This window comes from Bradyrhizobium sp. CAR08 (genome assembly GCF_052871955.1).
This window is the reverse complement of sequence record NZ_JBIXJX010000008.1, coordinates 124,389-146,207: the sequence shown is the minus strand read 5'-3', so window position 1 is coordinate 146,207 and position 21,819 is coordinate 124,389. Positions and strand designations below refer to the sequence as shown.

General features: G+C 64.4%; 20 protein-coding genes. 10 read left to right on the top strand and 10 right to left on the bottom strand.

What is annotated here, in order from left to right; genetic code table 11:
- Nucleotides 1–11: 11 nt before the first annotated feature.
- Genes ACIPUD_RS18410 through ACIPUD_RS18400 form a run of 3 tightly spaced genes read right to left on the bottom strand, consistent with a single transcriptional unit; the run spans nucleotide 12 to nucleotide 2,063 of the window.
- Nucleotides 12–617, bottom strand: coding sequence for a hypothetical protein (locus tag ACIPUD_RS18410; protein ID WP_018455562.1), 606 nt, complete (start codon nucleotides 615–617; stop codon nucleotides 12–14).
- Nucleotides 610–1,296: a hypothetical protein gene (locus ACIPUD_RS18405; RefSeq protein WP_085351050.1), complete on the bottom strand. Its 687-nt coding sequence runs from the start codon at nucleotides 1,294–1,296 to the stop codon at nucleotides 610–612. Before ACIPUD_RS18405 ends, ACIPUD_RS18410 begins: the two co-directional genes overlap by 8 nt.
- Complete coding sequence (locus ACIPUD_RS18400; protein WP_085351049.1) at nucleotides 1,293–2,063, bottom strand: MotA/TolQ/ExbB proton channel family protein; 771 nt, start codon at nucleotides 2,061–2,063, stop codon at nucleotides 1,293–1,295. Before ACIPUD_RS18400 ends, ACIPUD_RS18405 begins: the two co-directional genes overlap by 4 nt.
- Before the next feature lie 179 nt (nucleotides 2,064–2,242).
- On the opposite strand from ACIPUD_RS18400, the gene ACIPUD_RS18395 reads away from it, so the two are divergent.
- The 3 genes from ACIPUD_RS18395 (at nucleotide 2,243) to ACIPUD_RS18385 (ending at nucleotide 4,717) form a co-directional block, all read left to right on the top strand.
- Complete coding sequence (locus ACIPUD_RS18395) at nucleotides 2,243–3,613, top strand: sensor histidine kinase (protein WP_446481290.1); 1,371 nt, start codon at nucleotides 2,243–2,245, stop codon at nucleotides 3,611–3,613.
- Nucleotides 3,614–3,620: 7 nt separating this feature from the next.
- The gene (locus ACIPUD_RS18390) at nucleotides 3,621–4,271 is read left to right on the top strand and encodes a response regulator (RefSeq protein ID WP_085396093.1); all 651 of its coding nucleotides are present in this window, start codon (nucleotides 3,621–3,623) and stop codon (nucleotides 4,269–4,271) included.
- Nucleotides 4,272–4,414: 143 nt separating this feature from the next.
- Complete coding sequence (locus ACIPUD_RS18385; RefSeq protein ID WP_446481289.1) at nucleotides 4,415–4,717, top strand: hypothetical protein; 303 nt, start codon at nucleotides 4,415–4,417, stop codon at nucleotides 4,715–4,717.
- Between the two features lie 57 nt (nucleotides 4,718–4,774).
- Here ACIPUD_RS18385 and ACIPUD_RS18380 read toward each other — a convergent pair whose 3' ends face one another.
- Nucleotides 4,775–5,359 carry a TetR family transcriptional regulator gene (locus ACIPUD_RS18380; RefSeq protein WP_018455555.1) on the bottom strand — a complete coding sequence of 195 codons (585 nt, stop codon included), beginning with the start codon at nucleotides 5,357–5,359 and terminating at the stop codon, nucleotides 4,775–4,777.
- A gap of 573 nt (nucleotides 5,360–5,932) precedes the next feature.
- On the opposite strand from ACIPUD_RS18380, the gene purB reads away from it, so the two are divergent.
- Complete coding sequence (gene purB / locus ACIPUD_RS18375; RefSeq protein WP_446481288.1) at nucleotides 5,933–7,240, top strand: adenylosuccinate lyase; 1,308 nt, start codon at nucleotides 5,933–5,935, stop codon at nucleotides 7,238–7,240.
- Nucleotides 7,241–7,348: 108 nt separating this feature from the next.
- Nucleotides 7,349–8,521, top strand: coding sequence for a M20 aminoacylase family protein (locus ACIPUD_RS18370; protein WP_446481287.1), 1,173 nt, complete (start codon nucleotides 7,349–7,351; stop codon nucleotides 8,519–8,521).
- A 104-nt stretch (nucleotides 8,522–8,625) separates the two neighbouring features.
- Here ACIPUD_RS18370 and ACIPUD_RS18365 read toward each other — a convergent pair whose 3' ends face one another.
- The 4 genes from ACIPUD_RS18365 to ACIPUD_RS18350 all read right to left on the bottom strand — a co-directional run bounded on the left by ACIPUD_RS18365 (nucleotide 8,626) and on the right by ACIPUD_RS18350 (nucleotide 15,801).
- Nucleotides 8,626–9,951, bottom strand: a complete 1,326-nt coding sequence (locus tag ACIPUD_RS18365) for an LVIVD repeat-containing protein (RefSeq protein WP_085358876.1) — start codon at nucleotides 9,949–9,951, stop codon at nucleotides 8,626–8,628.
- A gap of 127 nt (nucleotides 9,952–10,078) precedes the next feature.
- Nucleotides 10,079–11,857, bottom strand: coding sequence for a caspase family protein (locus ACIPUD_RS18360; protein ID WP_446481366.1), 1,779 nt, complete (start codon nucleotides 11,855–11,857; stop codon nucleotides 10,079–10,081).
- A 23-nt stretch (nucleotides 11,858–11,880) separates the two neighbouring features.
- Nucleotides 11,881–13,728: a caspase family protein gene (locus tag ACIPUD_RS18355; RefSeq protein WP_446481286.1), complete on the bottom strand. Its 1,848-nt coding sequence runs from the start codon at nucleotides 13,726–13,728 to the stop codon at nucleotides 11,881–11,883.
- A gap of 165 nt (nucleotides 13,729–13,893) precedes the next feature.
- On the bottom strand, nucleotides 13,894–15,801 hold the full coding sequence (locus tag ACIPUD_RS18350) for an acyl-CoA synthetase (RefSeq protein ID WP_446481285.1): 1,908 nt from the start codon (nucleotides 15,799–15,801) through the stop codon (nucleotides 13,894–13,896).
- A gap of 252 nt (nucleotides 15,802–16,053) precedes the next feature.
- On the opposite strand from ACIPUD_RS18350, the gene ACIPUD_RS18345 reads away from it, so the two are divergent.
- Nucleotides 16,054–17,145 carry a SecDF P1 head subdomain-containing protein gene (locus tag ACIPUD_RS18345; protein WP_446481284.1) on the top strand — a complete coding sequence of 364 codons (1,092 nt, stop codon included), beginning with the start codon at nucleotides 16,054–16,056 and terminating at the stop codon, nucleotides 17,143–17,145.
- A 278-nt stretch (nucleotides 17,146–17,423) separates the two neighbouring features.
- Nucleotides 17,424–18,230: a Crp/Fnr family transcriptional regulator gene (locus ACIPUD_RS18340; protein WP_018455547.1), complete on the top strand. Its 807-nt coding sequence runs from the start codon at nucleotides 17,424–17,426 to the stop codon at nucleotides 18,228–18,230.
- A 16-nt stretch (nucleotides 18,231–18,246) separates the two neighbouring features.
- Here the strand turns inward: ACIPUD_RS18340 and ACIPUD_RS18335 are convergent, their stop codons facing one another.
- Entirely contained in the window at nucleotides 18,247–18,888 is a 642-nt protein-coding gene (locus ACIPUD_RS18335; protein WP_018455546.1) for a glutathione S-transferase family protein, read from the bottom strand.
- A gap of 107 nt (nucleotides 18,889–18,995) precedes the next feature.
- Nucleotides 18,996–19,547 (bottom strand): cytochrome b, encoded by a 552-nt coding sequence (locus ACIPUD_RS18330; protein ID WP_446481283.1) that lies wholly within the window; start codon nucleotides 19,545–19,547, stop codon nucleotides 18,996–18,998.
- Between the two features lie 173 nt (nucleotides 19,548–19,720).
- Here ACIPUD_RS18330 and murI point away from each other — a divergent pair, with 173 nt between their 5' ends.
- From murI to ACIPUD_RS18315, 3 genes are all read left to right on the top strand, one after another.
- Complete coding sequence (gene murI, locus ACIPUD_RS18325; RefSeq protein WP_446481282.1) at nucleotides 19,721–20,518, top strand: glutamate racemase; 798 nt, start codon at nucleotides 19,721–19,723, stop codon at nucleotides 20,516–20,518.
- A 61-nt stretch (nucleotides 20,519–20,579) separates the two neighbouring features.
- On the top strand, nucleotides 20,580–21,353 hold the full coding sequence (locus ACIPUD_RS18320; protein WP_446481281.1) for an HpcH/HpaI aldolase family protein: 774 nt from the start codon (nucleotides 20,580–20,582) through the stop codon (nucleotides 21,351–21,353).
- Nucleotides 21,354–21,415: 62 nt separating this feature from the next.
- Nucleotides 21,416–21,799: a cupin domain-containing protein gene (locus ACIPUD_RS18315; protein WP_027518835.1), complete on the top strand. Its 384-nt coding sequence runs from the start codon at nucleotides 21,416–21,418 to the stop codon at nucleotides 21,797–21,799.
- Nucleotides 21,800–21,819 lie beyond the last annotated feature (20 nt).

Sequence of the window (21,819 nt, the reverse complement as noted above, 5' to 3'; positions counted from 1 at the left end):
TGGTGAAGAGCCTATTGCTCGTCCTTCGGCGGCATCCGGGGCGGCGGCAACGGCGTGAACACGGCGCCCTGCGCGCCGGCCGGTGGTGCCAGGAATTCGCCGGTCGAGGAATCGCCTCCGCTCGTCTCCATGATGGTCTTGGGCGTCACATATTCCCGGACCATGTCGATGAGGCTGCCATCGCCGCCGCCGAAATCGGCGGCCCGGCCGCCTTGCGGATGTCCCAGCGCGATCTCGTTCTCCGCCGCATGGGTCTTGTCGGCCAGCCTGTCATTGTAGGGCACACGAAAGGCGCGCGGGATGCCACTCGGCCGATTGTCCTCGTCGAGCTGCTCGACCCAGAGATAGATCGAGCCGGGATCGCCCTCCAGCGAATGCGGCTCGACGATGCGGGCCTTCAGCAGCTTGAACGAGGCCGGCAGCCGATCGGCGCTGGCCCAGCCGAGCAGCCCGCGCATCTCGGTGAAGCTGACGACATAGAACGCACTGGTCACGACCACCGCGACCGCCTTGAACGACCAATGCAGCCGCGCATAGACCAGAACGACCAGCAGCAGCGCACCGATGACGGCGTAGGCTATCGATAGCGTGAGGATGACCGTTGGCAGGCTAGTCACGGCGCACCCTCACAGCGTTCTTGCTCACGCCGGTGCTCGGGTCGAGATCGGCGCCGTTGCGCCAGCCGCTGCGAAAGGTCTCCAGCAGCGATTTCGGCCGCTGGTCCACATTGACGACTTTGCCTTCGGCGTCGAGCCGGAACCGCACCGCAGTCTTCTCGTCGCCGGTGTGATCGACCGTGAACTTGTTATCGAAGATCACCTGCGCCGTCGGATTGAGTTTTTGCACCTTCACATTGGCCGTCACAGGCTCGCCGGTCGTAGCCACGAAATGTGAGACATTGACGGTGTATTCGCCGGGAACGATGCCCCGCACCGTGACGATCTCCTCGCGGATCGGCGAGGCAATCTTTTTGCCGTTGACCATGATGAAGTCGTTGGCTCCGCCGCGATCGTCGCGGTCGAGCGTGAGGAAGCCGGCCTCGCGGTGGCGATACCAGGCGATATTGCCCACGGGATCCTGCACGAACAGGTCGAGATCGTCGGGATGGCTGTCGGGCCAGTCCAGCGTGATCATGAACTCGGCCTTGGAGTCGATCTTGCCGTCCTTGGCGTCCGGCGAGACCGCGAGCAGCGCGAGGAAGAACAGGAAAGCGATCACCTGGAGCGCCTTGAACAGCATCACGCCCAAGGGATCGAACGGCTCCTCGCGCGGATAGAGACCGAAATCATCCATCATGTCGCGATTCCAGCGCCCTTACGTTCCAGCACCGGCGTCACATAGGTCTCGGTCAGCACCACCGCATCCGAGAACACCTTCTGGGTCGCGGCATCCAGCATGTAATACTGGATGCGGACCAGGATCGAACCGACGAGGCCCGCCAGCGTCGTGTACATCGCGACCGCCATGCCGTCGCTCATTAGTCCCATCGAGGATCGCATCGCGACCTTGTCGGCGGCATCCAGTCCCGCGATCGGCGCCAGCATGATGATGAAGCCGACGATGGTGCCGAGCAGGCCGAGCTTCATCAGCGTATCCGAGACGAAGGCCCCGAAGCCGTTGGAGCCGCGCAGCCGGTCGGCGAGCGTTCGCAGCAATAGCGTCTGGTCGACGGGGCGGTAGTCCTGCGCCGCGGCCTTGGTCACGAGGCTCTCAATGTGGTCCCGCACCAGCCCGCGCGGCAGCGCGGCAGCGCCGACGTCGAGCGCCCTGCCGCCCTCGGGGGCCGCAAGCACCGCGCGGCAGCGCCTCGCCGCCGCGCCCTCGCGGGCAATGGCCCGCGTGCGCAGGAAGCAGTGACCGCAGGTGAGGACATAGAGCAGCGCGATCACGCTGGAAATGTAGGTCCGATCTGAGGTCAGCATCAAGCGGATCAGGCCGAACCGCCACAGCAGCACGACGGCGAAGATCGAAAGCCCGGTGAAGATCATCCAGAACAGGAGCGCACTGCGCTCGGATGGGTCGGCAGCAGGCCCCGCGATCGGCCCAATCGTCATCGAACTCATGCTGCACCGCTCCTGGCCGTGAATTCCGCCCATTAGATCAAAGCCGCCGCGCCCGGTCCAAAGAGCCATGCCCAATCCAGCATGGGAAATTTGCCCGAGCTACCATCTTGCCGTGCCTCGCAATTGGCAAGGCGCGGCGGCGTTGTTAGGCTGACCTTAGCAAACTTTGGGGTGATCGCATGCGCCTTGTGCTTCAGCTTGTCGCCCGTCTGTTTCTCATCGTCGCGCTCTGCCTTGGGGCGGCGACGATCTGGGCCACGTTCGACGCCTATCGCAGCGTCGACCGGGCAACTGCGGCCTCGGCGCAGCGGGTCGCCCAGGCGCTTCAGGCCCTGTATTGGCACGAATTCCTGTTGCGTAGCAGCAGAACACGCGAGCAGCTTCTGCCGGTTCCGGAGTGGCGCACGCTGGAAACGATGAAGCTGATCTCACCCGGCGTCTGCGTCGAATTCCAACCGGCCATCGCATTCGAAAAGCCGCTCTGCGGCCAGAGCGAGGGGCTGGGCAAGACGCCGCCGCGCTGGTTCGCGTCGATCGTGCCGACCTTCCTCGGCAGCCATGCCGAAGTGATACGGCCCGTCAGTCCCCGCGCGGCGACCGCCGGAACGGTGGTCGCGACGCCGGATGAAACGGCCGCCATCTCGCTTGCATGGGAGTACATCCTCAACGTGATCGACGTCGCGCTTTTGATGGCGGCGGCGATCGCGCTGCTGGCCTCGCTCGCGATTGCGCATGCGCTGGCGCCGGCGCGCACGATCGTGACGGCCTTGCAGCGCATGGCCCGCGGCCATTATCGCACGAAACTGCCGCGCTTCCGCTCGATGGAGCTGGCGATGATCGGCAGCGCCGTCGGCGAGCTCGGCGGCCGGCTGGAGGAAGCGACCGAACAGCGCGCGGCGCTGACGCGGCGCCTGATCGAGATCCGCGACGACGAACGCCGCGCGCTCGCCCGCGAGCTGCACGACGAGTTCGGACAAAATCTCTCGGCCATCCTCGCCTTCGCCAACACCATCGAGACGGCGAGCACGAAGGCAGACAAGCGCAACGATATCGTGCAGGACGCGCGGATGATCTCGCAGGCCACGCATCATCTGATGGCCTCGCTACGCGACGCGCTGAAGCGCCTGCGCAATCCCCTGCCCGCCGAGCTCGGACTGGAGGCGAGCCTCGTGAATTTGGTGGATAGCTGGCGCTCGCAGAGCTCGGCGCGGCCGACGATCCAGCTCGATCTCAAGGGCGACTTCACCGACATCAGCGGCCCGGCCGCTATCACGGCCTATCGCGTCGCGCAGGAATGCCTGACCAACGCGTTGCGCCACGGCGCGGCACGCGAGATTTCGCTCAGCGTGGAACGGCGCGCGGGCGACGACGATGCATTGCTGATCCGTGTCGACGACGATGGCGGCGGCAACGCAGCACGCGTCAAGCAGTCGGCCGGCTTCGGCCTCACCGGCGTCCGCGAGCGCGTCGCAGCGGCCGGCGGCTCATTCTCGATCCTGCCCGCCCGAGGCGGACTCAGCGTCGCCGCCACCATCCCGCTCGCCGCATGAGGCCGGCATGAACGAGATTACGGCAACAGGCATTTCCGTGCTGCTGGTCGACGACCATCCGATCGTGCGGCAAGGCTATCGGCGCGTGCTGGAAAGCCAGGGTGATCTGCATGTCGTGGCGGAAGCCGACAACGCTGCGGATGCCTACAGCGCCTTCAAGGCGCGCGATCCTGATGTCGTCGTGCTTGATATCTCGATGCCCGGCGCGAGCGGACTGGAAGCCATCCGCAACATCCGCGCGCGCAGCCCGCGGGCGCGCATCCTCGTCTTTACCATGCACAACGAAGCCGTTCTGGTGAAGGCAGCCTTCAGTGCCGGCGCCAGCGGCTTCGTCACCAAGAGTAGCGAGCCGTCCGCAGTCGTGTCCGCGATCCGCAGCGTTGCCCGCGGCGAGCGCGCCATGAGCGACGACATCGCGCACATCTTGGCCGAGGACAGTCTGTCGGCGGGCTCGGCGCTGGATCAATTGGGAGAACGCGAGATCGAGATCCTGCGCCAGTTCGCCGGCGGTGCCACGACCGAACAGATCGCTGCGCATCTCAATCTCAGCGTCAAGACGGTGCAGAACTATCACTATCTGATCAAGACCAAGACCGGCGCGCGCACGGATGCGCAGCTGGTGCGGCTGGCAGCCAATTGTGGACTGACGAAGATCTAGATGTTTGCCCCTCCCTGGAGGCAGGCGCACGGAGCCATCCTCCGCATGCGGGCGTCTCCCAGGTATATTTCGACCGCCTTGCGATGCGGATTGGAACGGAGGCCATCGAACTCCAGTTAGTACCGCAGTGAAGGAGTTCCGCCATGAGTAAGGCTATCCGCGAAGCTACCTATCCCGCGCTCATCACTGTCGGCGAGCTCATCGATGAACTCTGCCGCTTGCCAGACACAGCAACCATTCGATTCCACTGCCCCATGCTCGAACAGGAGCTTGCATTCTACAGGCTTCGAAAGCGGGCGAAGGACCTCGTCGAAATTGAAGTCAATGCGTATCCGGAAAGCCCCCCGGTCGTGCCATTGGCGGGTACCGCTCTTCGTGCGCGGAAAAAGTCCCACCATCCGCGTTCGCTTCGCGATGGTGCCATCGCCCACAAGGTCGACGGATAAAAGCGCCGCCCATGCGGGCGATCGAACGGCTTTGGAACAGCGCGTGGAGTATTCGGCCTACGCCTTCAGCCCGCGCAATACCAGCGCCAGCGTCGCATCGACACGCGCCGAGAGATCGGCATCCTTCCACTCGTCGGCATGGGCCGGATGGTGAAAGCGGACTGTGGCATCGAAGATCGCACGCGCGGTGGTCTTGACGTCATCGACGGCGAACACGCCCTGCGTCACGCCGTCGGACAGGATTGCCGCGATCTGGTCGATCATGGTGTCCTTGTGACATTTGACGGCCGCGCAGGCTTCGCGCGCCAGGGTCAGATAAGTGTCGAACATCTCGGGGTCGTCGAGCACACGCGAACGTTTGGCGGCGAACAGCGTGCGCAGCCAGCGGTCGAGCCTGTCAGGCGCCGGGCCCTGCTCCTTGGCAATCGCCAGCAGCGGCGCGTCGATGCGGTCAAGCCAGCGTTTGGCAACCGCTTCGCGCAGCGAAGCCTTGCTCGGGAAATGGCGATAGACGCTGCCATGGCTCACATCGAGCGCACGGGCAACGTCGACCACGGTGGCTTTGGCCAGTCCGTAACGCCGCAGCACGTCCTCGGTGACTTCGAGGATCCGCTCCGGCGTCAAGATAACGGCTTCGTTCATGCCAGCACCATGTTCCCGTTGAGGCTCAGTTACCCGGCGACAGAGCTGCTTCCGAACCGCCCGTGCCGGTCGTTTCGGAAAGCTCTCGCCTTAATGAGGCAGTTTTGCAGCCTGCGCCGCGATCTGGCGCGCCACCAGTAAATTGAGCCAGTGCCCAATCGTCCCAGTCAAATTGATGATTTCGGTCGTCATTGTCGTAAGTCTCCAATCAATTGGCGGTCCCTGTTGTTCAATTGCGACCCTCAATCCCCCATCTGCTTGGGACGTCGGGCTCCCGGGATGCCGCCGACGCCCAATCGGAGCGTCCGAGAACGGATATACACGTCTCGCTGACAGATTTCAATATCTGTCAGTCAATGATCCGTGATTGACAGTTAATATCTGCGGCCCCGGGGCACGTGCCGCTCATCGCGCGCCGCGGCCGGCCGATGCCCCCACCCAGCCCAATCATCCCCCGCTACGTTGCCGGTGCCGTTTGTTTCGCTCTCCCCGCTCTGCTAAGTCACGGCGTAAAAAGCATTTTGGCAGGTCGCCCCCTTCTGGGTCGCCCGCCCACCTTCCTGGAGCAGTCCAATGATCCCCCGCTATACCCGCCCGGAAATGGCCTCGATCTGGGAGCCGCAGACCCGGTTCAAGATCTGGTTCGAGATCGAGGCGCATGCGGCGGACGCCCTTGCCAAGCTCGGCACGATTCCCAAGGAGGCCGCCAAAACGGTCTGGGCCAAGGCCAAGGACGCCACTTTCGACGTCGCCCGCATCGACGAGATCGAGCGCGAGACCAAGCACGACGTCATCGCCTTCCTCACCCACCTCGCCGAGATCGTCGGCCCCGAAGCGCGCTTCGTCCATCAGGGCATGACCTCCTCCGACGTGCTCGACACCTGCCTCAACGTCCAGCTCACCCGCGCCGCTGACCTGCTGCTCGCCGACCTCGACAAGGTGCTGGCGGCGCTGAAGAAGCGCGCCCTCGAGCACAAGATGACGCCGACCATCGGCCGCAGCCACGGCATCCACGCCGAACCCGTGACCTTCGGCCTCAAGCTCGCCTATGCCTATGCGGAATTCTCGCGCGCCAGGGAACGCCTGATCGCGGCGCGCAAGGAAGTCGCGACTTGCGCCATCTCCGGTGCGGTCGGCACTTTTGCCCAGATCGATCCGCGCGTCGAACAGCATGTTGCGAAAGCCATGGGCCTCGTCCCCGAGCCGATCTCGACGCAGGTCATCCCCCGCGACCGCCACGCGATGTATTTCTCGACGCTCGGCGTGATCGCTTCCTCGGTCGAGCGTTTCGCGGTGGAGATCCGCCACATGCAGCGCACCGAAGTGCTGGAAGCCGAGGAGTTCTTCTCCGAAGGGCAGAAGGGTTCGTCCGCGATGCCGCACAAGCGCAATCCGGTGCTCTCGGAAAACCTCACCGGGCTGTCGCGCATGGTGCGCGCCTATGTGACGCCGGCGCTGGAGAACGTCGTGCTCTGGCACGAGCGCGACATCTCGCACTCCTCTGCCGAGCGCATGATGGGCCCCGACGCGACCGTGACGCTGGACTTCGCGCTGGTCCGCCTCGCCGGCCTGATCGACAAGCTGCTGGTGTACCCCGCCAACATGCAGAAGAACCTCGACCGCCTCGGCGGCCTCGTGCATTCGCAGCGCGTTCTGCTGGCGCTGACGCAGAAGGGCGCAAGCCGCGAGGACGCCTACAAGCTCGTGCAGCGCAACGCCATGCCGGTCTGGCGCGGCGAGGGCGACTTCCTCCAGCTCCTGAAGAAGGACGCTGAAGTGAAGAAGTATCTCACCGACGCCGAAATCGACGAGCAGTTCGACCTCGGCTATCACTTCAAGCACGTCGACACGATCTTCAAGCGCGTGTTCGGCGAAAGCTGAGCGTCATTCGTAACTCGGGTGAGCGCAGCGACACCCGGGACTTTTCCCACAAAAAATCCCGGATTTCGCTTCGCTCATCCGGGCTACAAATCAAGGCGGACCTCCCTCATGCCCATCGTCAACCGCGTTGCCGCCCTCTCCGACGAAATGGCCGCCTGGCGCCATGACTTGCATGAGAACCCGGAGCTGCAATACGACGTCCACCGCACCGCCGGCATCGTCGCCGACAAACTGCGGGAGTTCGGTTGCGACGAGGTGGTGACGGGCATCGGCCGCACCGGCGTCGTCGGCGTGATCCGCGGCCGCAAGTCCGCCTCGGGCAAGACCATTGGCCTGCGCGCCGACATGGACGCGCTGCCGATCATGGAGACGTCGGGCGTCGCCTACGCCTCCAAGGTCCCCGGCAAGATGCACGCCTGCGGTCATGACGGCCACACCGCCATGCTGCTCGGCGCCGCCAAATATCTCGCCGAGACGCGCAATTTCGACGGCGCGGCCGTGGTGATCTTCCAGCCCGCGGAAGAAGGCGGCGGCGGCGGCAAGGCGATGGTCGAGGACGGGCTGATGACGCGCTGGAACATCCAGGAGGTCTATGGCATGCACAACATGCCGGGCCTGCCCGAAGGCCATTTCGCGACTACGCCCGGCGCGATGCTCGCCTCCTCCGACAACATCCAGATCACGGTCCACGGCAAGGGCGGCCACGCCGGCGCGGGTCCGCACAAGTCGATCGACAGCGTGCTGATCGGCTCGCAGATCGTCAATGCGCTGCAGTCGATCGTGTCGCGCAACGTCGACCCGCTCAAATCAGCCGTCATCTCGATCACGCAATTCCACTCCGGCACGGCCTTCAACATCATCCCGGAGGTCGCCGAGCTCGGCGGCACCGTGCGCACGCTCGACCCTGAAGTGCGCGATCTCGTCGAGCGCCGCATCGGCGAAGTCGCCGAGAGCGTCGCGCGCGCCTATGGCGGTTCGGCGGAGACCAAATACACGCGGATGTATCCAGTGACGATGAACCATGCGCGCGAGGCTGGCCTTGCCGCCGACGTCGCCCGCGATATCGTCGGCGCCGAGCGCGTCAACGACAAGTTCATTCCGATGATGGGCGCCGAAGATTTTTCCTTCATGCTGGAAGCACGCCCCGGCGCGATGATCCTGGTCGGCATGGGCGACGGCAACGAGTGCCACCACCCGGCCTATGTCTTCAACGACAACATTCTAGGCCACGGTGCGTCGTATTGGGCGCGCCTGGTAGAGACGCGGATGCCGGCGGGTTAGTGCAGGTCTCGCAGGGTGGGCAAAGCGAAAGCGTGCCCACCAAACTTCTCCGCTGCAAATGGTGGGCACGGCGCTTCGCGCCTTTGCCCACCCTACAACACCGCTCATCCCTGATATTGCAGCACGTGCATGCCAGCGTTCCAGTCGGAGACGAACATCAGCCCGTCAGGCCGGACATAGGCGTCGCAGGTTTTGGCCGCGAGCGCGACGTTCGGGCGCGGATCGATGAGCTTTTTCGGTGTCGGCGGCACCCAATACGCGATCTCCTTCGGTGCGAAGGCGTCCCTGACGTCGAACACCCTGACGCCGGCATTGTTGTAGGTTGCGAAGATCGTCTCCTCGCTCTGGAATGAGCCCGGGCGGTTCTCGTGCAGATTATGCGGACCGAAGGTGCCGTTCGTGCAGAAATCGCGGTCGCGCGGGGTCGGCAGGGTCGCGATCGGCACCGGATTTGCCGGCGCGCGCACGTCGAGAACGAATGTATGGAACAGCCCCTTGGCGCAATTGTCCGCGTTCGCTTCGTCGGCGACGATTGCGAGCTGTCGCTTGGGCAGCGGCAGCGGCGTATGCGTCCCGCCGGCGAAGGGCGGCGACCAGTTGATGTGGGACAGCAGCTTTGGATTCACGGGATCGCTGATGTCGTGAATGGTGAAGCCGCCATCGCGCCAGGCAGCATAGCCGCGATCACCCGCCGTGATCATGTGATGGAGCGCAAAGCGCTTGCCCTTCGGCGTTGCCGGCTCGCCGGCCGCACGGTTCATGCCCGGCAGCCACCATTTCGCGACGATCTCCGGCTTGGTGATGGTCTTGAGATCGACCACGCAAAGGATGTGGTCGGTGAACCCGTCGAGATGCGCCGATACATAGGCATAGCGGCCGCCCGGCCACCACAGCCGATTGATGCCGAAGCCGGGCATTTCGAGGAATGCGATTTCGCGCATCTCGTTCGGTTTCGATATGTCGTGGATCGACAGCCCACAGCGGAATTTCTTGGCCTTGGTGATGCTGTCGACCAGCGTGTTCTCGAAATAGCCGCGCATATTGTCGTAGGACTGCATCGCGACGATGTTGGCGCCGTTTGCAAGCAGCAGCAGGTCTTCCGCCACCTGTAAATGGTGGGTGCGAGTGTATTGTCCCGCGGTGAAGAAATTGACCGGCTTCAGCGCACGCGGATCGGATGCGTCCAGGACCGTCACGCCGTCGCTGAACATATGTCCGACATAGACATGCTGCCGGTTGAACATCACCTGCACGCTGTCGGGCCGTCCGCCGATGTCGCTGTAGGAGATGTGCTTGATGCCCTTGCCGATGCCCTCGGGGGGAATGTCTGCCTCCGAAGCCCTAGCGCATCTCGACCACCCAGGCAGCGCGGCGGATCCGAGCACGGCCGACAATTGCTGAAGGTGACTGCGGCGCGAGAGCTCAAGCATCGGTTTTCCCCATTTTTTTTTTGGGAATGATGCTCGCTTGCGGCGGGGCACGCAAGCCTCGTGTCGCCTACCCTCACCTCAACCGCAGACGTGTCTGGTCCGGCCGGACATCACCGCTGCCTGGCCCTCAGTTGCAGACCTCGCCGGTGATCTTGGCGCTGGCGTTCGCATTGGGCACCGGCCCGAGGTGACAGCCCTTTGCGACCGGTCTGCATCCGGCGTTGTTGCAGATCATCTGCCCAGAGGACTGCGACTTCGGAGCCGCGGACTCCGCCTCCTTGCGGTCCTGGTCGCGCCTCTTCGAATCCTCGCGCGTGACCACCGGCTTCTTCTCCGGCACCTTCTCGCATTCATTGTCATCACCGACGTGATAGCCGGCGCGGCAGGTGATCTTCGCGCATTGATCGCCGTCGGCCTTGAAGCCGAAATTGCATACGAGCGGACAGACGCGTCCTGGCTTCGCCTTCAGCGCATCGAGCGCGTCGACGCTTGCAAGCTTCGCGTCGAGTTGGGTGCCGGCATATTTGTTGAACAGCGTCAGCGAGCGTTGCGATGCGGCGTTCCAATCGCCGTCAGCGGCGGCCGAAAGACAGCCGACGCGGCGCAGCTCGCTCTGAACGGATTTCGCGAGATCGCCGGGCGGCGGGGAGCTTGGCGGCGGCGACAGCGCGGCGACCTTCCTGCTTTCGGCATCAGCCGCCTGCTTGTCCGCCGCCTGCTTCGTTGCGGCCTCCGTCGCCGCTTTCTCGAGCGCCCGCTTCTCCGCGAGCGACTTGGCCGCGGCAGCTTCCGCCGCCTTGCGATCTCGTTCGGCCGCCTCCGCCTTGGCCTGCTCGATCTGCTTGGCTTTCTCGGCCGCGATCCTCGCCTCTTCCGCGGCTTTGGCAGCTGCGGCGGCTTTCTCCTGCTCGGCCTTCTGGGCTCGTTCGGTCGCGAGCCTCGCCTTCTCCTGTTCGGCCAGACGCGCCTTCTCGGTCGCCACCGTGCGATCCTCCTCGGCGGCAATCTTCTTCAACTGCACACGAGCGAGGTTGGCGTAAAAGCCGTCCGGATAGGTCTGGAGGAATGCTTCCCAGGCTTCGCGCAGGCCGGCCTGAAGCGCCAGCTCGTAGTCCTTGCGCACACTGTCCTGCGGGTTTGCCTGCGGACCTGCTGCGACTGGCCTCAGCGGCACCAGCGGCACGTCGCTGCCGCCCAGGGAGCCATAGACATACGGCTCCTGCTTGTTGCCGGTCTTCTTCAAGACGTCGTCACGGACAAACCCGAATGCCTTGCGCAAGTCGAGCCCGGGCTTCGGGAGATGATCGGTCAGCGCGACCGCGAACGGGCTGTTGCGGGAGTCGCCATCCGACGCCGTCGATCCCGCCTTGGCCGCAAAGGCGATCATCGTGTTCGGACTGGTCGGCTCGACCTTGGCAAGTCCGCCACCAATCGCGCGCGAGGCCAGGGTGCGCTTCATCGTCTTGGCGAATGGGTTGTCGCGGCACGCATCGAGGATGACGAGACGGAGTTGTTTGGCCGGTTCGACCGCGTACAGCGCGCGATCCAGCGCGACCGTCTCGTCGAGGACGTCACCGTCAGTTTCCAGCATCGCATCGGTCGGAACGAGATAGTTGCTGCCGTCCAGCTCGATGCCATGGCCCGCATAGTAGATGACTGCCATGTCGGCATCGCGCGTCCTGGCCGCGAACTCGCGCAACGATCGCCGCATTTCGCTGGCGTTGAGATCCAGCCTGACCTCGACCGTATCGAAGCCTGCGTTCCTGAACATGCTGCCCACGAGCCCGGCGTCGTTCACCGGGTTGGCGAGCCGCGGCGCGTTCTTATAGGCGGAATTGCCGATGACGAGCGCAACGCGCTTGTCGGCACAGGCCGGCCCGCAAGCGAGCCAGGTCGCAAAGACCATTACAGCGACGAGCCGATACACACTCAATTGCAAACCTCGGTGGTGACGCTCGATCCTATATTGAGCTTCGTCGTTCCGAGACGGCAGCCCTTTGCGACCGGCCGGCATCCCGCGTTGTTGCAGATCATCTGTCCAGACGCTTGGGACTTCGGCGCTGCGGACTCGGCGTCTTTCCGGTCCTGGTCGCGCCTTCTGGGCTCGTCGCGGGCGGTAGGCGGCGGCTTTCTCTCCGGCACCTTCTCGCACTCGTTGTCGTCGCCGACATGATAGCCGGCGCGGCAGGTGATCTTCGCGCATTGATCGCCGTCGGCCTTGAAACCGAAATTGCACACGAGCGGGCAGACCCGCCCCGGCTTCGCCTTCAGCGCATCGAGCGCGTCGACACTCGCAAGCTTCGCGTCGAACTGGGTGCCGGCATATTTGTTGAACAGCGTCAGCGAGCGCTGCGTTGCGGCGTTCCAGTCGCCGTCAGCGGCGGCCGAAAGACAGCCGACGCGGCGCAGTTCGCTCTGAAGGGATTTCGCCAGATCGGCTGCCGAAAGCGTGGATGCCGGCGCGGACGAAAGCGCGGCAACCTTCTCGGTCCCGGCCTGCGGCAGCTGTCGGTCGGCCGCGGGCTTCGCACCCGCCTCCGCCGAGGCCCTCTCTGCGGCCTGCTTGGCAGCAAGTTCGGCCTTGGCCTTCTCCGCCGCCTGCTTCTCGGCCTGTGCTTTCGCCGCGGCAGCCTCAGCCAGCTTGCGCTGGTGCTCCGCTGCCTCCGTCCTCGCCTGCTCGATCTGCTTCTGTTTCTCCGCCGCGATCCGGGCCTCTTCGGCGGCTTTGGCCGCCGCGGCCGCCTTGTCCTGCTCGGCCTTCTGGGCGCGTTCGGCAATGAGCCTTGCCTTCTGCTGCTCGGCCGCGTTCGCTTTTTGCTCGGCCGACGCGCGCGTCTCTTCAGCAGCGATCTTGTTCATCTGGCCCTTGGCCAGATTGGCATAGAAGCCTTCGGGATATTGCGCCAGGAAGGCTTCCCAACCGTCGCGCGTGGCAAGCTGCAGCGCGAGCTCGTAATCCCTGCGAATCGAATCCTGCGGATTTGCCTGCGGACCGGTTGCAGCCGGCTTGGCAGAAACCAACGGCACGTCATCGCCGCCCAGCGAGCCATACACGAAGGGCTCCTGCTTGTTCCCGGTGCTCCTCAGCACGTCGTCGCGCACGAATCCGAACGCCTTGCGCAAATCTAGGCCCGGCTTGGGCAAGTGCTCGACCAGCGCGGTGGCGAACGGGCTGTTCCTCGAATCGCCGTCGGACGCAGTCGAACCGGCCTTTGCCGCGAAGGCGATCATGGTGTTGGGGCTGGTCGGCTCGACCTTGGCGAGTCCGCGTCCGATCGCGCGCGAAGCCAGCGTCCGCTTCATGGTCTTGGAAAACGGATTGTCGCGGCAGGCATCCAGGATGATCAGGCGCAGCTGTTTGGCCGGCTCTACCGCGAACAGCGCGCGCTCCACCGGGATGGTCTCGTCGAGTACGTCGCCATCCGTCTCCAGCGTCGCGTCGATCGGAATGAGATAGTTGGTGCCTTCCAGCTCGATGCCGTGGCCGGCGTAATAGATCACCGCCATATCGGCATCGCGGGTCCTGCCGGCGAACTCGCGCAACATGCGCCGCATCTCGCTGGCGCTGAGATCCAGCCTGACATCGACGGAATCAAAGCCCGCCTTCTTGAACATGCCGCCGACCAGAGTTGCATCGTTGACGGGATTGCCGAGCTTGGGCGCGCTCTTGTAGGCGGAATTGCCGATGACAAGCGCCACCCGCCGGTCCGCATGGGCCGGTCCGCAGGCGAGGCCAATGGCCAAAATCAACAAAACAAATATCCGAAACGGAATCACTTGCGTCCCCCCGGATGCAATTCCACGAGACTATTCGGACCATGGCTCAATTGCCAATTCTTCCTATGTGATATTTGTCACATAAGGGGCTCTATCGGGGTATGGACAATGCGGCGAAGCGTCGCCCTGCTCTCGAACTGACGCCAAGGCCGTCTGTTTGGCCCGTTACATTTGCACCACCTCGTGGCGCATCACGAACGGTGCAAGCAGTGCGTGCACCTCGCTCGCAACCGCCTCGCGCTGATCCGCCGGCAGGCCCGCGAGCGTCACGGTGGCGATCGAACCGTGGCTGCCGTGAGCGCCGACCCTGACCTTGCAGTCGATGCCGCGCTCAGTGAGCGGCGTCAGCACCTTCGTGAACACGCGCTGGGCTGCGTCCCAGCGCAGCTGCGGCTTGAACACCTTGCCGACGCCCGTCACCGGCATCGGATCGATCGGGATGACCTGCACCGGGACAGCTGCGCGCTCCGGCGTACGCTCGCGCACCCATGTCTCCAGCTCGCCCGGTTCGACGGTCGCGCCCGGCTTCAGCTGCACATAGCCCACCGGCAGCTCGCCGGCATAGGCGTCGGGTTGGCCGACCACGGCGGCAAAGCCGACGGCGGGATGCCGGAACATGATCTCCTCGATCGGCGCCGGATCGATGTTGTGGCCCCCGCGGATCACGAGATCCTTGGCGCGGCCGGTGATCCAGAGATAGCCGTCGGCATCGAGCCGGCCAAGATCGCCGGAATTGACCCAGACCTCGTCGACGAAGGCACCCTTGCTGTGCTCGTCGTTGAGATAGCCGCCGAACACGCCTGGGCCAGCCATGATGACGACGCCAATCTCGTCCGGCGCGCAGTCGCGGATCAGCTTGCCCTCGGCATCGAGCTGGACGATGCGGACCCGCGCGTAAGGCATGGGAAGGCCGACCGAACCGAGCTGGATCGGCCGCGACCGATAGGCCAGCGTGTGCACGCTCGAGGTCTCGGTCATGCCGTAGACCTCGACGACCGGCAGCTTGAGCTTGTCCTGGATCGCAGAACCCACCGCGACCGGGATCGCGGAGCCGCCACCGGCTGCATATTTCAGGCTGGAGATGTCTGCATTGCCAGGCGGTACCGCGAGCGTCGCGGCGAGTACCGTCGGCACGCTCGACAGCGCCTCCGGCTTGAAGCGCTCGACCAGTTGCCAGATGTTCTTCACCGCATTCGGGTTGCGCCATCCGCTCGGCGACAGCACGACCAGCGAACCGCCAGCCGACAGCGTCGTCAGCACCTGCGTCAAGGAGCCCCCGACGTGAAACAGCGGCATGCCGAACAGCATGTTGGCGCCCGGCTTCGACTTCAGCAGCAGATTGAGCGCCCAGGCCTGATAGACTTGGTTGGCATGCGTGTGCCGCACCAGCTTTGGCGTGCCGGTGGTGCCGCCGGTGTGGAAATAGGCGGCGATGTCGCTGCCGAGAATCTTGCGTCCGCTGATAAGGCGGTCCGAAGGCTGCGGCTTGATGAGGTCGTTGAAGGCAAAGATTCCTCTCGCCGGATCGCCAGCACCGAACACCTGCACGATCGCCTTGAGCTGCTTGAGTTGCGGCCTGATCTGCTCGACTTTCTGCCAGATGTCGGTGCCCGGCATCGGCCCGAGCGCCACCAGGATTTTCGTATTCGCGGCCTCGAGGATCTCCGCGATCTGGTGCGGCTCCAGGAGCGGATTGACGGGATTGGCGATGCCGGCGGCCTCCGCGCCGAACAGCGTCACGAAGGCGTCCGGCACCAGCGGCAGCATGAAGCTGACGACGTCGCCCTTCTCCACGCCGAGTGCGTGAAACATGTTGGCGGCTTGCGTGACGCGCGCGATGAAGTCGCGGTACGTGACCACGACCGGCGTGTCGGCGGGATCGGCATTTTGCAGGAACTGGATCGCCGGCCCGTCGGGATTGCGGACCGCACCCAGCCTGATGGCGTCATAGGTGCTGTCGGCCGCGACGCGATCGGCGTAAGGGACCTGCTCGAAGGCTCGAACCTCGGCGTCCGTCGCCAGGTCCGGATAGTCGCTGCCGATGAGCCGATCGAGCGCGTGGATGCCCGCCATGGAATTCCGTCCTCCCTCAGATGCATGTCCGCGCCCCCTGTCTTTTGACATTTTGGTTTGGCGTGGCCTCGACCGATGGGCCGGCCGAGCACGGGCAGAATGATGCATGATTTGGCGTTCGTCCATGACCTAACGGCCTCGGACTGTGGTGAGAGGCTTTTGAACCTGCGCGCCCGATCCGGGGACCAAGAACTGGCATAGGCTCACATGCCGGCGTCCTCGCCAGCGCCCTGGCGCAAGACTGAGGTGATCATGACTACGCCCCCGCGGGATTGCGCTACCCGGCTGTTCATCGCGCTCGCCGTGACAGCGGGGATCATGACATCGGTGATCGCCCTGCCCCGCGCGGCACTTGCCGAGGACGGCCAGCTCGACAAGATGCGCGCCAAAATCTCGGCCTTCATCGGCGACAAGATGGAGAAGCTCGGCGGGTCACGCATCGTCTACAAGGTGGACACCGATGGCCTGCGCGAGAGCGTAGTCACGGATTTGCGCGACGACGTCTACAAGAACCTGCGCGAAGGCAAGATCGCCTTCTCCGGTCTTGCGATCCGCGACGGCGGCGTCGAGTTGAAGATTGCCGACGTCAAGGGCCGCGAGCAACTCGCGCGCAAGCTCGCGTCGGCCGCGGAAGGATTGCCGTCGCATGCACTCGCCGTGACCGACGGCGACGGACTGGTCAGGCTCGTGCCGACCAATGCGGCATCCGCCGCGCGGTTGCACGAACTCGTCGAAGATGCCATCGCCATGATCGAGCAGCGTCTGAAGGAGGCCGGCGTCCAGCTGGCCAGCGTCCAGCCCGATGGGACCGACCGCATCCGCATCTTCCTGCCCGGTGTGATGGAGCCCGAGCGCGTCACCGCGGTCTTCGCCCGCAGGGTCAAGGTCGGCTTCCGCCTGATCGACCTCTCGGTGCCGCCGGAGCAGGCGCAATCCGGCACGCCACCGGCAGGCACGGAAGTCCTGCCCGGCTTCAAGGACAAGAGCCTTTATCTGGTCGCCAAGGACAGCGTGCTCGACGGCGACGACATCAGCTATGCGGGCCCGGGGTTTGCGAACGCCACGAAAGAGCCGATCGCCTCGTTCCGCTTCAACGGCCGCGGCACGCGGCGCTTTGCCCACATCACCGAAGAGAATATCGCAAAGCCCTTCGCCATCGTGCTCGACGGCAAGGTGATCTCCGCCCCCATCATCCGCGAGCCCATCACCGGCGGCTCGGGCCAGATCTCCGGCAATTTCACCCTGGAGGAAGCAAACAGCGTCGCCATGCTGCTGCGCGCTGGTTCACTGCCGGGGCACCTCGGCTTGGTCGAGCAGGAGGTCGTGCCGCCCGCCAAGCCCTAAGGCGGGGGGATCGCCCCACGCCCACGCCTGGTCCCCCTCGCCCGGTCGGCCGCCGAGGTCGACCACGCCGAGGCTCGTACCCACTGGCCCCCGAATCGCGGGCGCGCCACGGCCATATGCACCGCCAAACAGGCAATTGCCGAAACGCCCGATCAGGCTAAAATTTGCCTCTTGCGGCACGGCGGCCCAAAACTTCATTCAAGCGGTCGTCGTTCGATTTCGGCTATAGGTGTCGAGAATACCGACCGAGACTGAAGGCCTTACGCGGGGATAGTACCATGCCGTCCGGCAGCACAGACATTTCGTCGATCCTCGACCGCATTCTCGAGGCGGCGACGGATAACCTCAGGATCGCGAAGATCCTGGTCCAGATGGGCCTCGATCCAAACAACGTCACCTATGACTCGATCTTCAATCGGATGCTGGAGATCTTCGTCCAGAACATCACGTTGGCCAATATGTTCGCCGCGGTCGGCGCCGGCTTCTTCGTCGCCACCCTCCTGATGCGAACGATGGTGCCGCTGCGCGTCGCCAACATGGTCGGCTGCGCGTTCTTCGCCGTCTTCGGCGCGCTCTCCGCCAACGTGTCGACCTTCCTGCTCTATCTCCTGCTGCTACCGATCAACGCCTTGCGCCTGCGGCAGATGCTCAAGCTCGTCAAGAAGGCGCGCCATGCAGCCGAAGGCGACATGTCGATCGAATGGCTCAAGCCGTTCATGACCGAACGCAAATATCGTCGCGGCGATACGCTGTTCAAGCTGCGCGATCCGGCTAACGAGATGTTCCTCACCGTCACCGGCAAGTTCCTGGTCAAGGAGATCAACATCGAGATCCTGCCCGGAACGCTCATGGGCGAACTCGGCTTCCTCACGCCGGACAACCGGCGCACCGGAACGGTCGAATGCATCGAGGACGGCCAGGTGCTGACGATCACCTACGACCGGCTGCTCGAGATCTACTTCCAGGACCCGCAGTTCGGCTATTACTTCCTGGTGCTGACCAGCCAGCGGCTGCTGCAAAACATCGAGCGCCTGCAGAAGCAGCTGGCAACAGAGAGGGCCGCCACCACGAACAGGATCGCGTGAGCGATCGCCTCGCCGCTCAGTCCAAGAGCAGCGCCATGCCCGGGTCGCCCTTCTCCATCGCACGCCGATAGCCCGCCCGCGCACTGATGCGGCCGAGATATTTGACCACGTTCGGAGAGCGCTGGAGGTCATAGGGCTGGAAGTAGCGCATCGTGGTCAGCGAGAAAACTGTCATGATGTCGGCGGTCGTGAAGGCGCTGCCCGCAAGATATTCGGCCTCGCGAAGCCTTGCGTCGAGAAGATCGTAGGCCTGATCGAGACGCCCCTTCATCGCGAGCAGGGTCGGATTGTCCTTGGCGAGATCGAGCCGGTTCAGGATCATCATCCGTCCCATACCGGGTTGCAGGCTGCCATTGGCGAAATGAACCCAATACAGAAACTGCGCGAAGGCGGGATCAGTGGGACCGAGCACGAGTCGGCCGTTGCCATATTTTGCAACGATGTAGTCGACGACGGCGCCGGATTCCGCGAGCACCAACTCGCCGTCGGTGATCACAGGCGCCGTGCCGGCCAGATGCAGCGCCTTGTACTCGGCCGGAGCCAGCATGGTGACGGGATCGCGCGCATAGCGCTTCAACTCGTAGGGAATCCCCAGCTCCTCGCACAGCCAGACGATACGCTCGGACTGCGACTTGCCGAGATGATGGACGGTGAGCATGAGACCTCCTGCGATCGCAATTGGATAGTTCGTGACCCCACACCTTACTCCGTCATTGCGAGCGCCGCGAAGCAATCGCGGGCGCGATGCTTCCTCCCATGTCCGCCCTACCCCGCCTCGTCCGTCACCATCCGCGCCACAATGCGGTCGCGGCGGATGAAATGGTGCCACACAGCGGCGATCACGTGAATCGCGATCAAGGCGAGCAGCACATAGGCAAAGAGGATGTGGCGGTCTTCATAGACGCCAGCCGCCGCGCGGTCGGGAGCCGTGAATTGCGGCACGTGAAACAGGCCGAAGAAGTTCGAATAATCAGGTGCCTGCGCACCGGAATGCGCCCAGCCGAGCATGGTGACGATGATGACAGCGAGGTAGAGCGCGCCGTGGCTGACATGGGCGGCGACCTTCTGCCAGCGCGAGGTCCCGGCCGGCATGATCGGCGTCGGGTTGACGAGGCGCCACACCAGGCGCAGCACGGTGAGCAGCAGGATCACATAGCCGATATCGGCGTGGATCGAGCGGTAGAAGAAGCGGTCGGGACGCGCCGGGATGTGGTTCATCCACCACCCGAAGCCGATCATGCCGATGATGGTCAGCGCCAGACTCCAGTGCAGCCATCGGGAAATGCTGCCCCAGCCGTGACTGGTATTTCTGATCATGTCGGTGCTCCGGAGTTTTGCGGGCCTGTCCCTATCCGCACCGCCGTACGGCAGCTGATACCGGGAACATGTGGCCGTCGCGAAATTGAATCGTTCCAAAATAGGCGTAAGTGCCCTTGCCGCAAAACCGCCCCAAAAACCGAATGGTAACCATGGCGGGCTAGAGTGTTCACGTGACCCATTCTCCGACGATTCTGGTGTTCGATTCCGGCCTTGGCGGGCTCACGGTCCTGCGTGAGGTCGTGGCCGCGCGCTCCGACGCGCATTACGTCTACGTCGCCGACGACGCCTTCTTCCCGTATGGCCACCATAGCGAGGACGAGATCATCGCCCGCGTGGTGCCGCTGATGGGGGAATTGATCGGCACGCACGATCCTGACCTCGTCGTGATCGCCTGCAACACGGCGTCCACCCTGGTCCTATCGCATCTGCGCGCCGCTTATTCCCTGCCCTTCGTCGGCACGGTGCCGGCGATCAAGCCGGCCTGCGCGCAATCGAGGAGCCGGCGCGTGTCGGTGCTCGGCACCAGGGGCACCGTGAAGCGCGAATACACCAAGGCGCTGATCCGCGATTTCGCACAGGGTTGCGAGGTGACACTGGTCGGCTCGCCCGAGCTGGCCGCGCTGGCTGAGGCAGAGCTCAGCGGCTCTCCCGTCAGCGACGACGCCATCCTCGCCGAGCTCGCCCCGTGTTTCGTGGGCGATGCCGGGGACGCAGGCGCACGCACCGACACCGTGGTGCTCGCCTGCACGCATTACCCGCTGCTGCTCGACCGGCTGAAAAAGCTCGCCCCCTGGCCGGTCGACTGGATTGATCCGGCGCCCGCGATCGCCCGCCGCGTCTCGGATCTGCTCGGGCCGCACACCGGTGGCATCGCGCAATCCGGCGCCGAAATGATCTTCACCTCGAACCGCGTGCATGGCCTTTCGGCCATGCTGACGCCGTTCTTCGGCGGCCGCATTCCAGCCTGATCTTGCGCCTCGACGCCCCGCTGCTAGGGTCCGCCGTCGTCGTTTCCTACAGGTTCTTCCCATGTCCGTCCCGACCACGCCGCTCAACCGTCTTCGCCAGCTCTGGCGCGAGGGTCGTCCTGCCTTCGGCGCGATCGCGACGATCCCGAGCGTGCAGACCGTGCAGATCATGGCGCGCTCTCTCGACTGGATCATCGTCGATCTCGAGCACGGGCCGATTGGACTGACCGAAGCACATGCGATGATCGCGGCCACCACCGGCACCCCATGCACGCCGCTGGTGCGCATCGCGGCGAACGAGCCATGGCTTGCGAAGGCACCGATGGACATCGGCACCTTCGGCATCAATTTCCCGATGATCACCAATAGCGCGGAGGCTGAGAAAGCGGTGCGCAGCGTGCGCTATCCGCCACGCGGCGATCGGCTCTGGGGTCCGTTCCATGCGCCATTCCGCTGGGGCCAGTCGATGCCGGACTACATGGCCAGCGCCGACGACGAGATGATCTGCATGATCACGATCGAGCACGTCGACGCCGTCAACCGCATCGACGAGATCATGGCCACGCCCGGCATCGATGTAGCTGTGATCGGCCCCGGCGATCTCGCCACCTCCATCAACAAGCGCGGCCAGATGGACGATCCGGAATTGCTGGAGCTGGTGGCGCGGGCCGAGGCCGGCATCCTCAGAAGCGGTGTGCCGATCGGCGGTGTAGCGCGGACCGCAGATCAGGCCAACCAGCTGGTCGACCGCGGCTACCGCGCGATCGCGCTCGGCTTCGACTGGTCGCTATTCCAGCGCGGCATCATGGCAGCGTTCGAGGGGATCAAGCGCTAGCCATTGAGTCTTGCCGGGAACCGCGGCGCTGCTAGGGTCGGCCGTTCCAGGGAGGAAAAACCATGCTCAAAAAGACTTTGCTCGCTCTCGCCTTCACCGGCCTCGCTGTTGCGGCCTTCGCCCAGCAGCCCGGCATCAAGCGCACCCCGCTCCAGAAGGTCGAGTTTCCCGATGGCTACAACACCATCACGGCCATCGCGGAGGTTCCGGCGGGCGGCGCGGCCGGACGTCATACCCACCCGGGCATCGAGACCGGCTACGTGCTCGAAGGCGAACTGAATCTCCTCATCGACGGGCAGCCGGAAAAGACGCTGAAAGCCGGCGATTCCTACCAGATCCCGGCGGGCGTCGTGCATGACGCCAAAGCCCACGGCGATAAGGCTATGAAAGTGCTTGGAGTTTACGTCGTCGACAAGACCAAGCCGCTGGCCTCGCCCGCGCCCTGATGCGGCGAACCGACCGGCCC

Coding starts and splice junctions, on each gene's coding strand:
- ACIPUD_RS18405 (WP_085351050.1), bottom strand. CDS start 1,296: ATGATGGATGATTTCGGTCTCTATCCGCGCGAGGAGCCGTTCGATCCC.
- ACIPUD_RS18400 (WP_085351049.1), bottom strand. CDS start 2,063: ATGAGTTCGATGACGATTGGGCCGATCGCGGGGCCTGCTGCCGACCCA.
- ACIPUD_RS18395 (WP_446481290.1), top strand. CDS start 2,243: ATGCGCCTTGTGCTTCAGCTTGTCGCCCGTCTGTTTCTCATCGTCGCG.
- ACIPUD_RS18390 (WP_085396093.1), top strand. CDS start 3,621: ATGAACGAGATTACGGCAACAGGCATTTCCGTGCTGCTGGTCGACGAC.
- ACIPUD_RS18385 (WP_446481289.1), top strand. CDS start 4,415: ATGAGTAAGGCTATCCGCGAAGCTACCTATCCCGCGCTCATCACTGTC.
- ACIPUD_RS18380 (WP_018455555.1), bottom strand. CDS start 5,359: ATGAACGAAGCCGTTATCTTGACGCCGGAGCGGATCCTCGAAGTCACC.
- purB (WP_446481288.1), top strand. CDS start 5,933: ATGATCCCCCGCTATACCCGCCCGGAAATGGCCTCGATCTGGGAGCCG.
- ACIPUD_RS18370 (WP_446481287.1), top strand. CDS start 7,349: ATGCCCATCGTCAACCGCGTTGCCGCCCTCTCCGACGAAATGGCCGCC.
- ACIPUD_RS18365 (WP_085358876.1), bottom strand. CDS start 9,951: ATGCTTGAGCTCTCGCGCCGCAGTCACCTTCAGCAATTGTCGGCCGTG.
- ACIPUD_RS18360 (WP_446481366.1), bottom strand. CDS start 11,857: ATGGTCTTTGCGACCTGGCTCGCTTGCGGGCCGGCCTGTGCCGACAAG.
- ACIPUD_RS18350 (WP_446481285.1), bottom strand. CDS start 15,801: ATGGCGGGCATCCACGCGCTCGATCGGCTCATCGGCAGCGACTATCCG.
- ACIPUD_RS18345 (WP_446481284.1), top strand. CDS start 16,054: ATGACTACGCCCCCGCGGGATTGCGCTACCCGGCTGTTCATCGCGCTC.
- ACIPUD_RS18340 (WP_018455547.1), top strand. CDS start 17,424: ATGCCGTCCGGCAGCACAGACATTTCGTCGATCCTCGACCGCATTCTC.
- ACIPUD_RS18335 (WP_018455546.1), bottom strand. CDS start 18,888: ATGCTCACCGTCCATCATCTCGGCAAGTCGCAGTCCGAGCGTATCGTC.
- ACIPUD_RS18330 (WP_446481283.1), bottom strand. CDS start 19,547: ATGATCAGAAATACCAGTCACGGCTGGGGCAGCATTTCCCGATGGCTG.
- ACIPUD_RS18320 (WP_446481281.1), top strand. CDS start 20,580: ATGTCCGTCCCGACCACGCCGCTCAACCGTCTTCGCCAGCTCTGGCGC.
- ACIPUD_RS18315 (WP_027518835.1), top strand. CDS start 21,416: ATGCTCAAAAAGACTTTGCTCGCTCTCGCCTTCACCGGCCTCGCTGTT.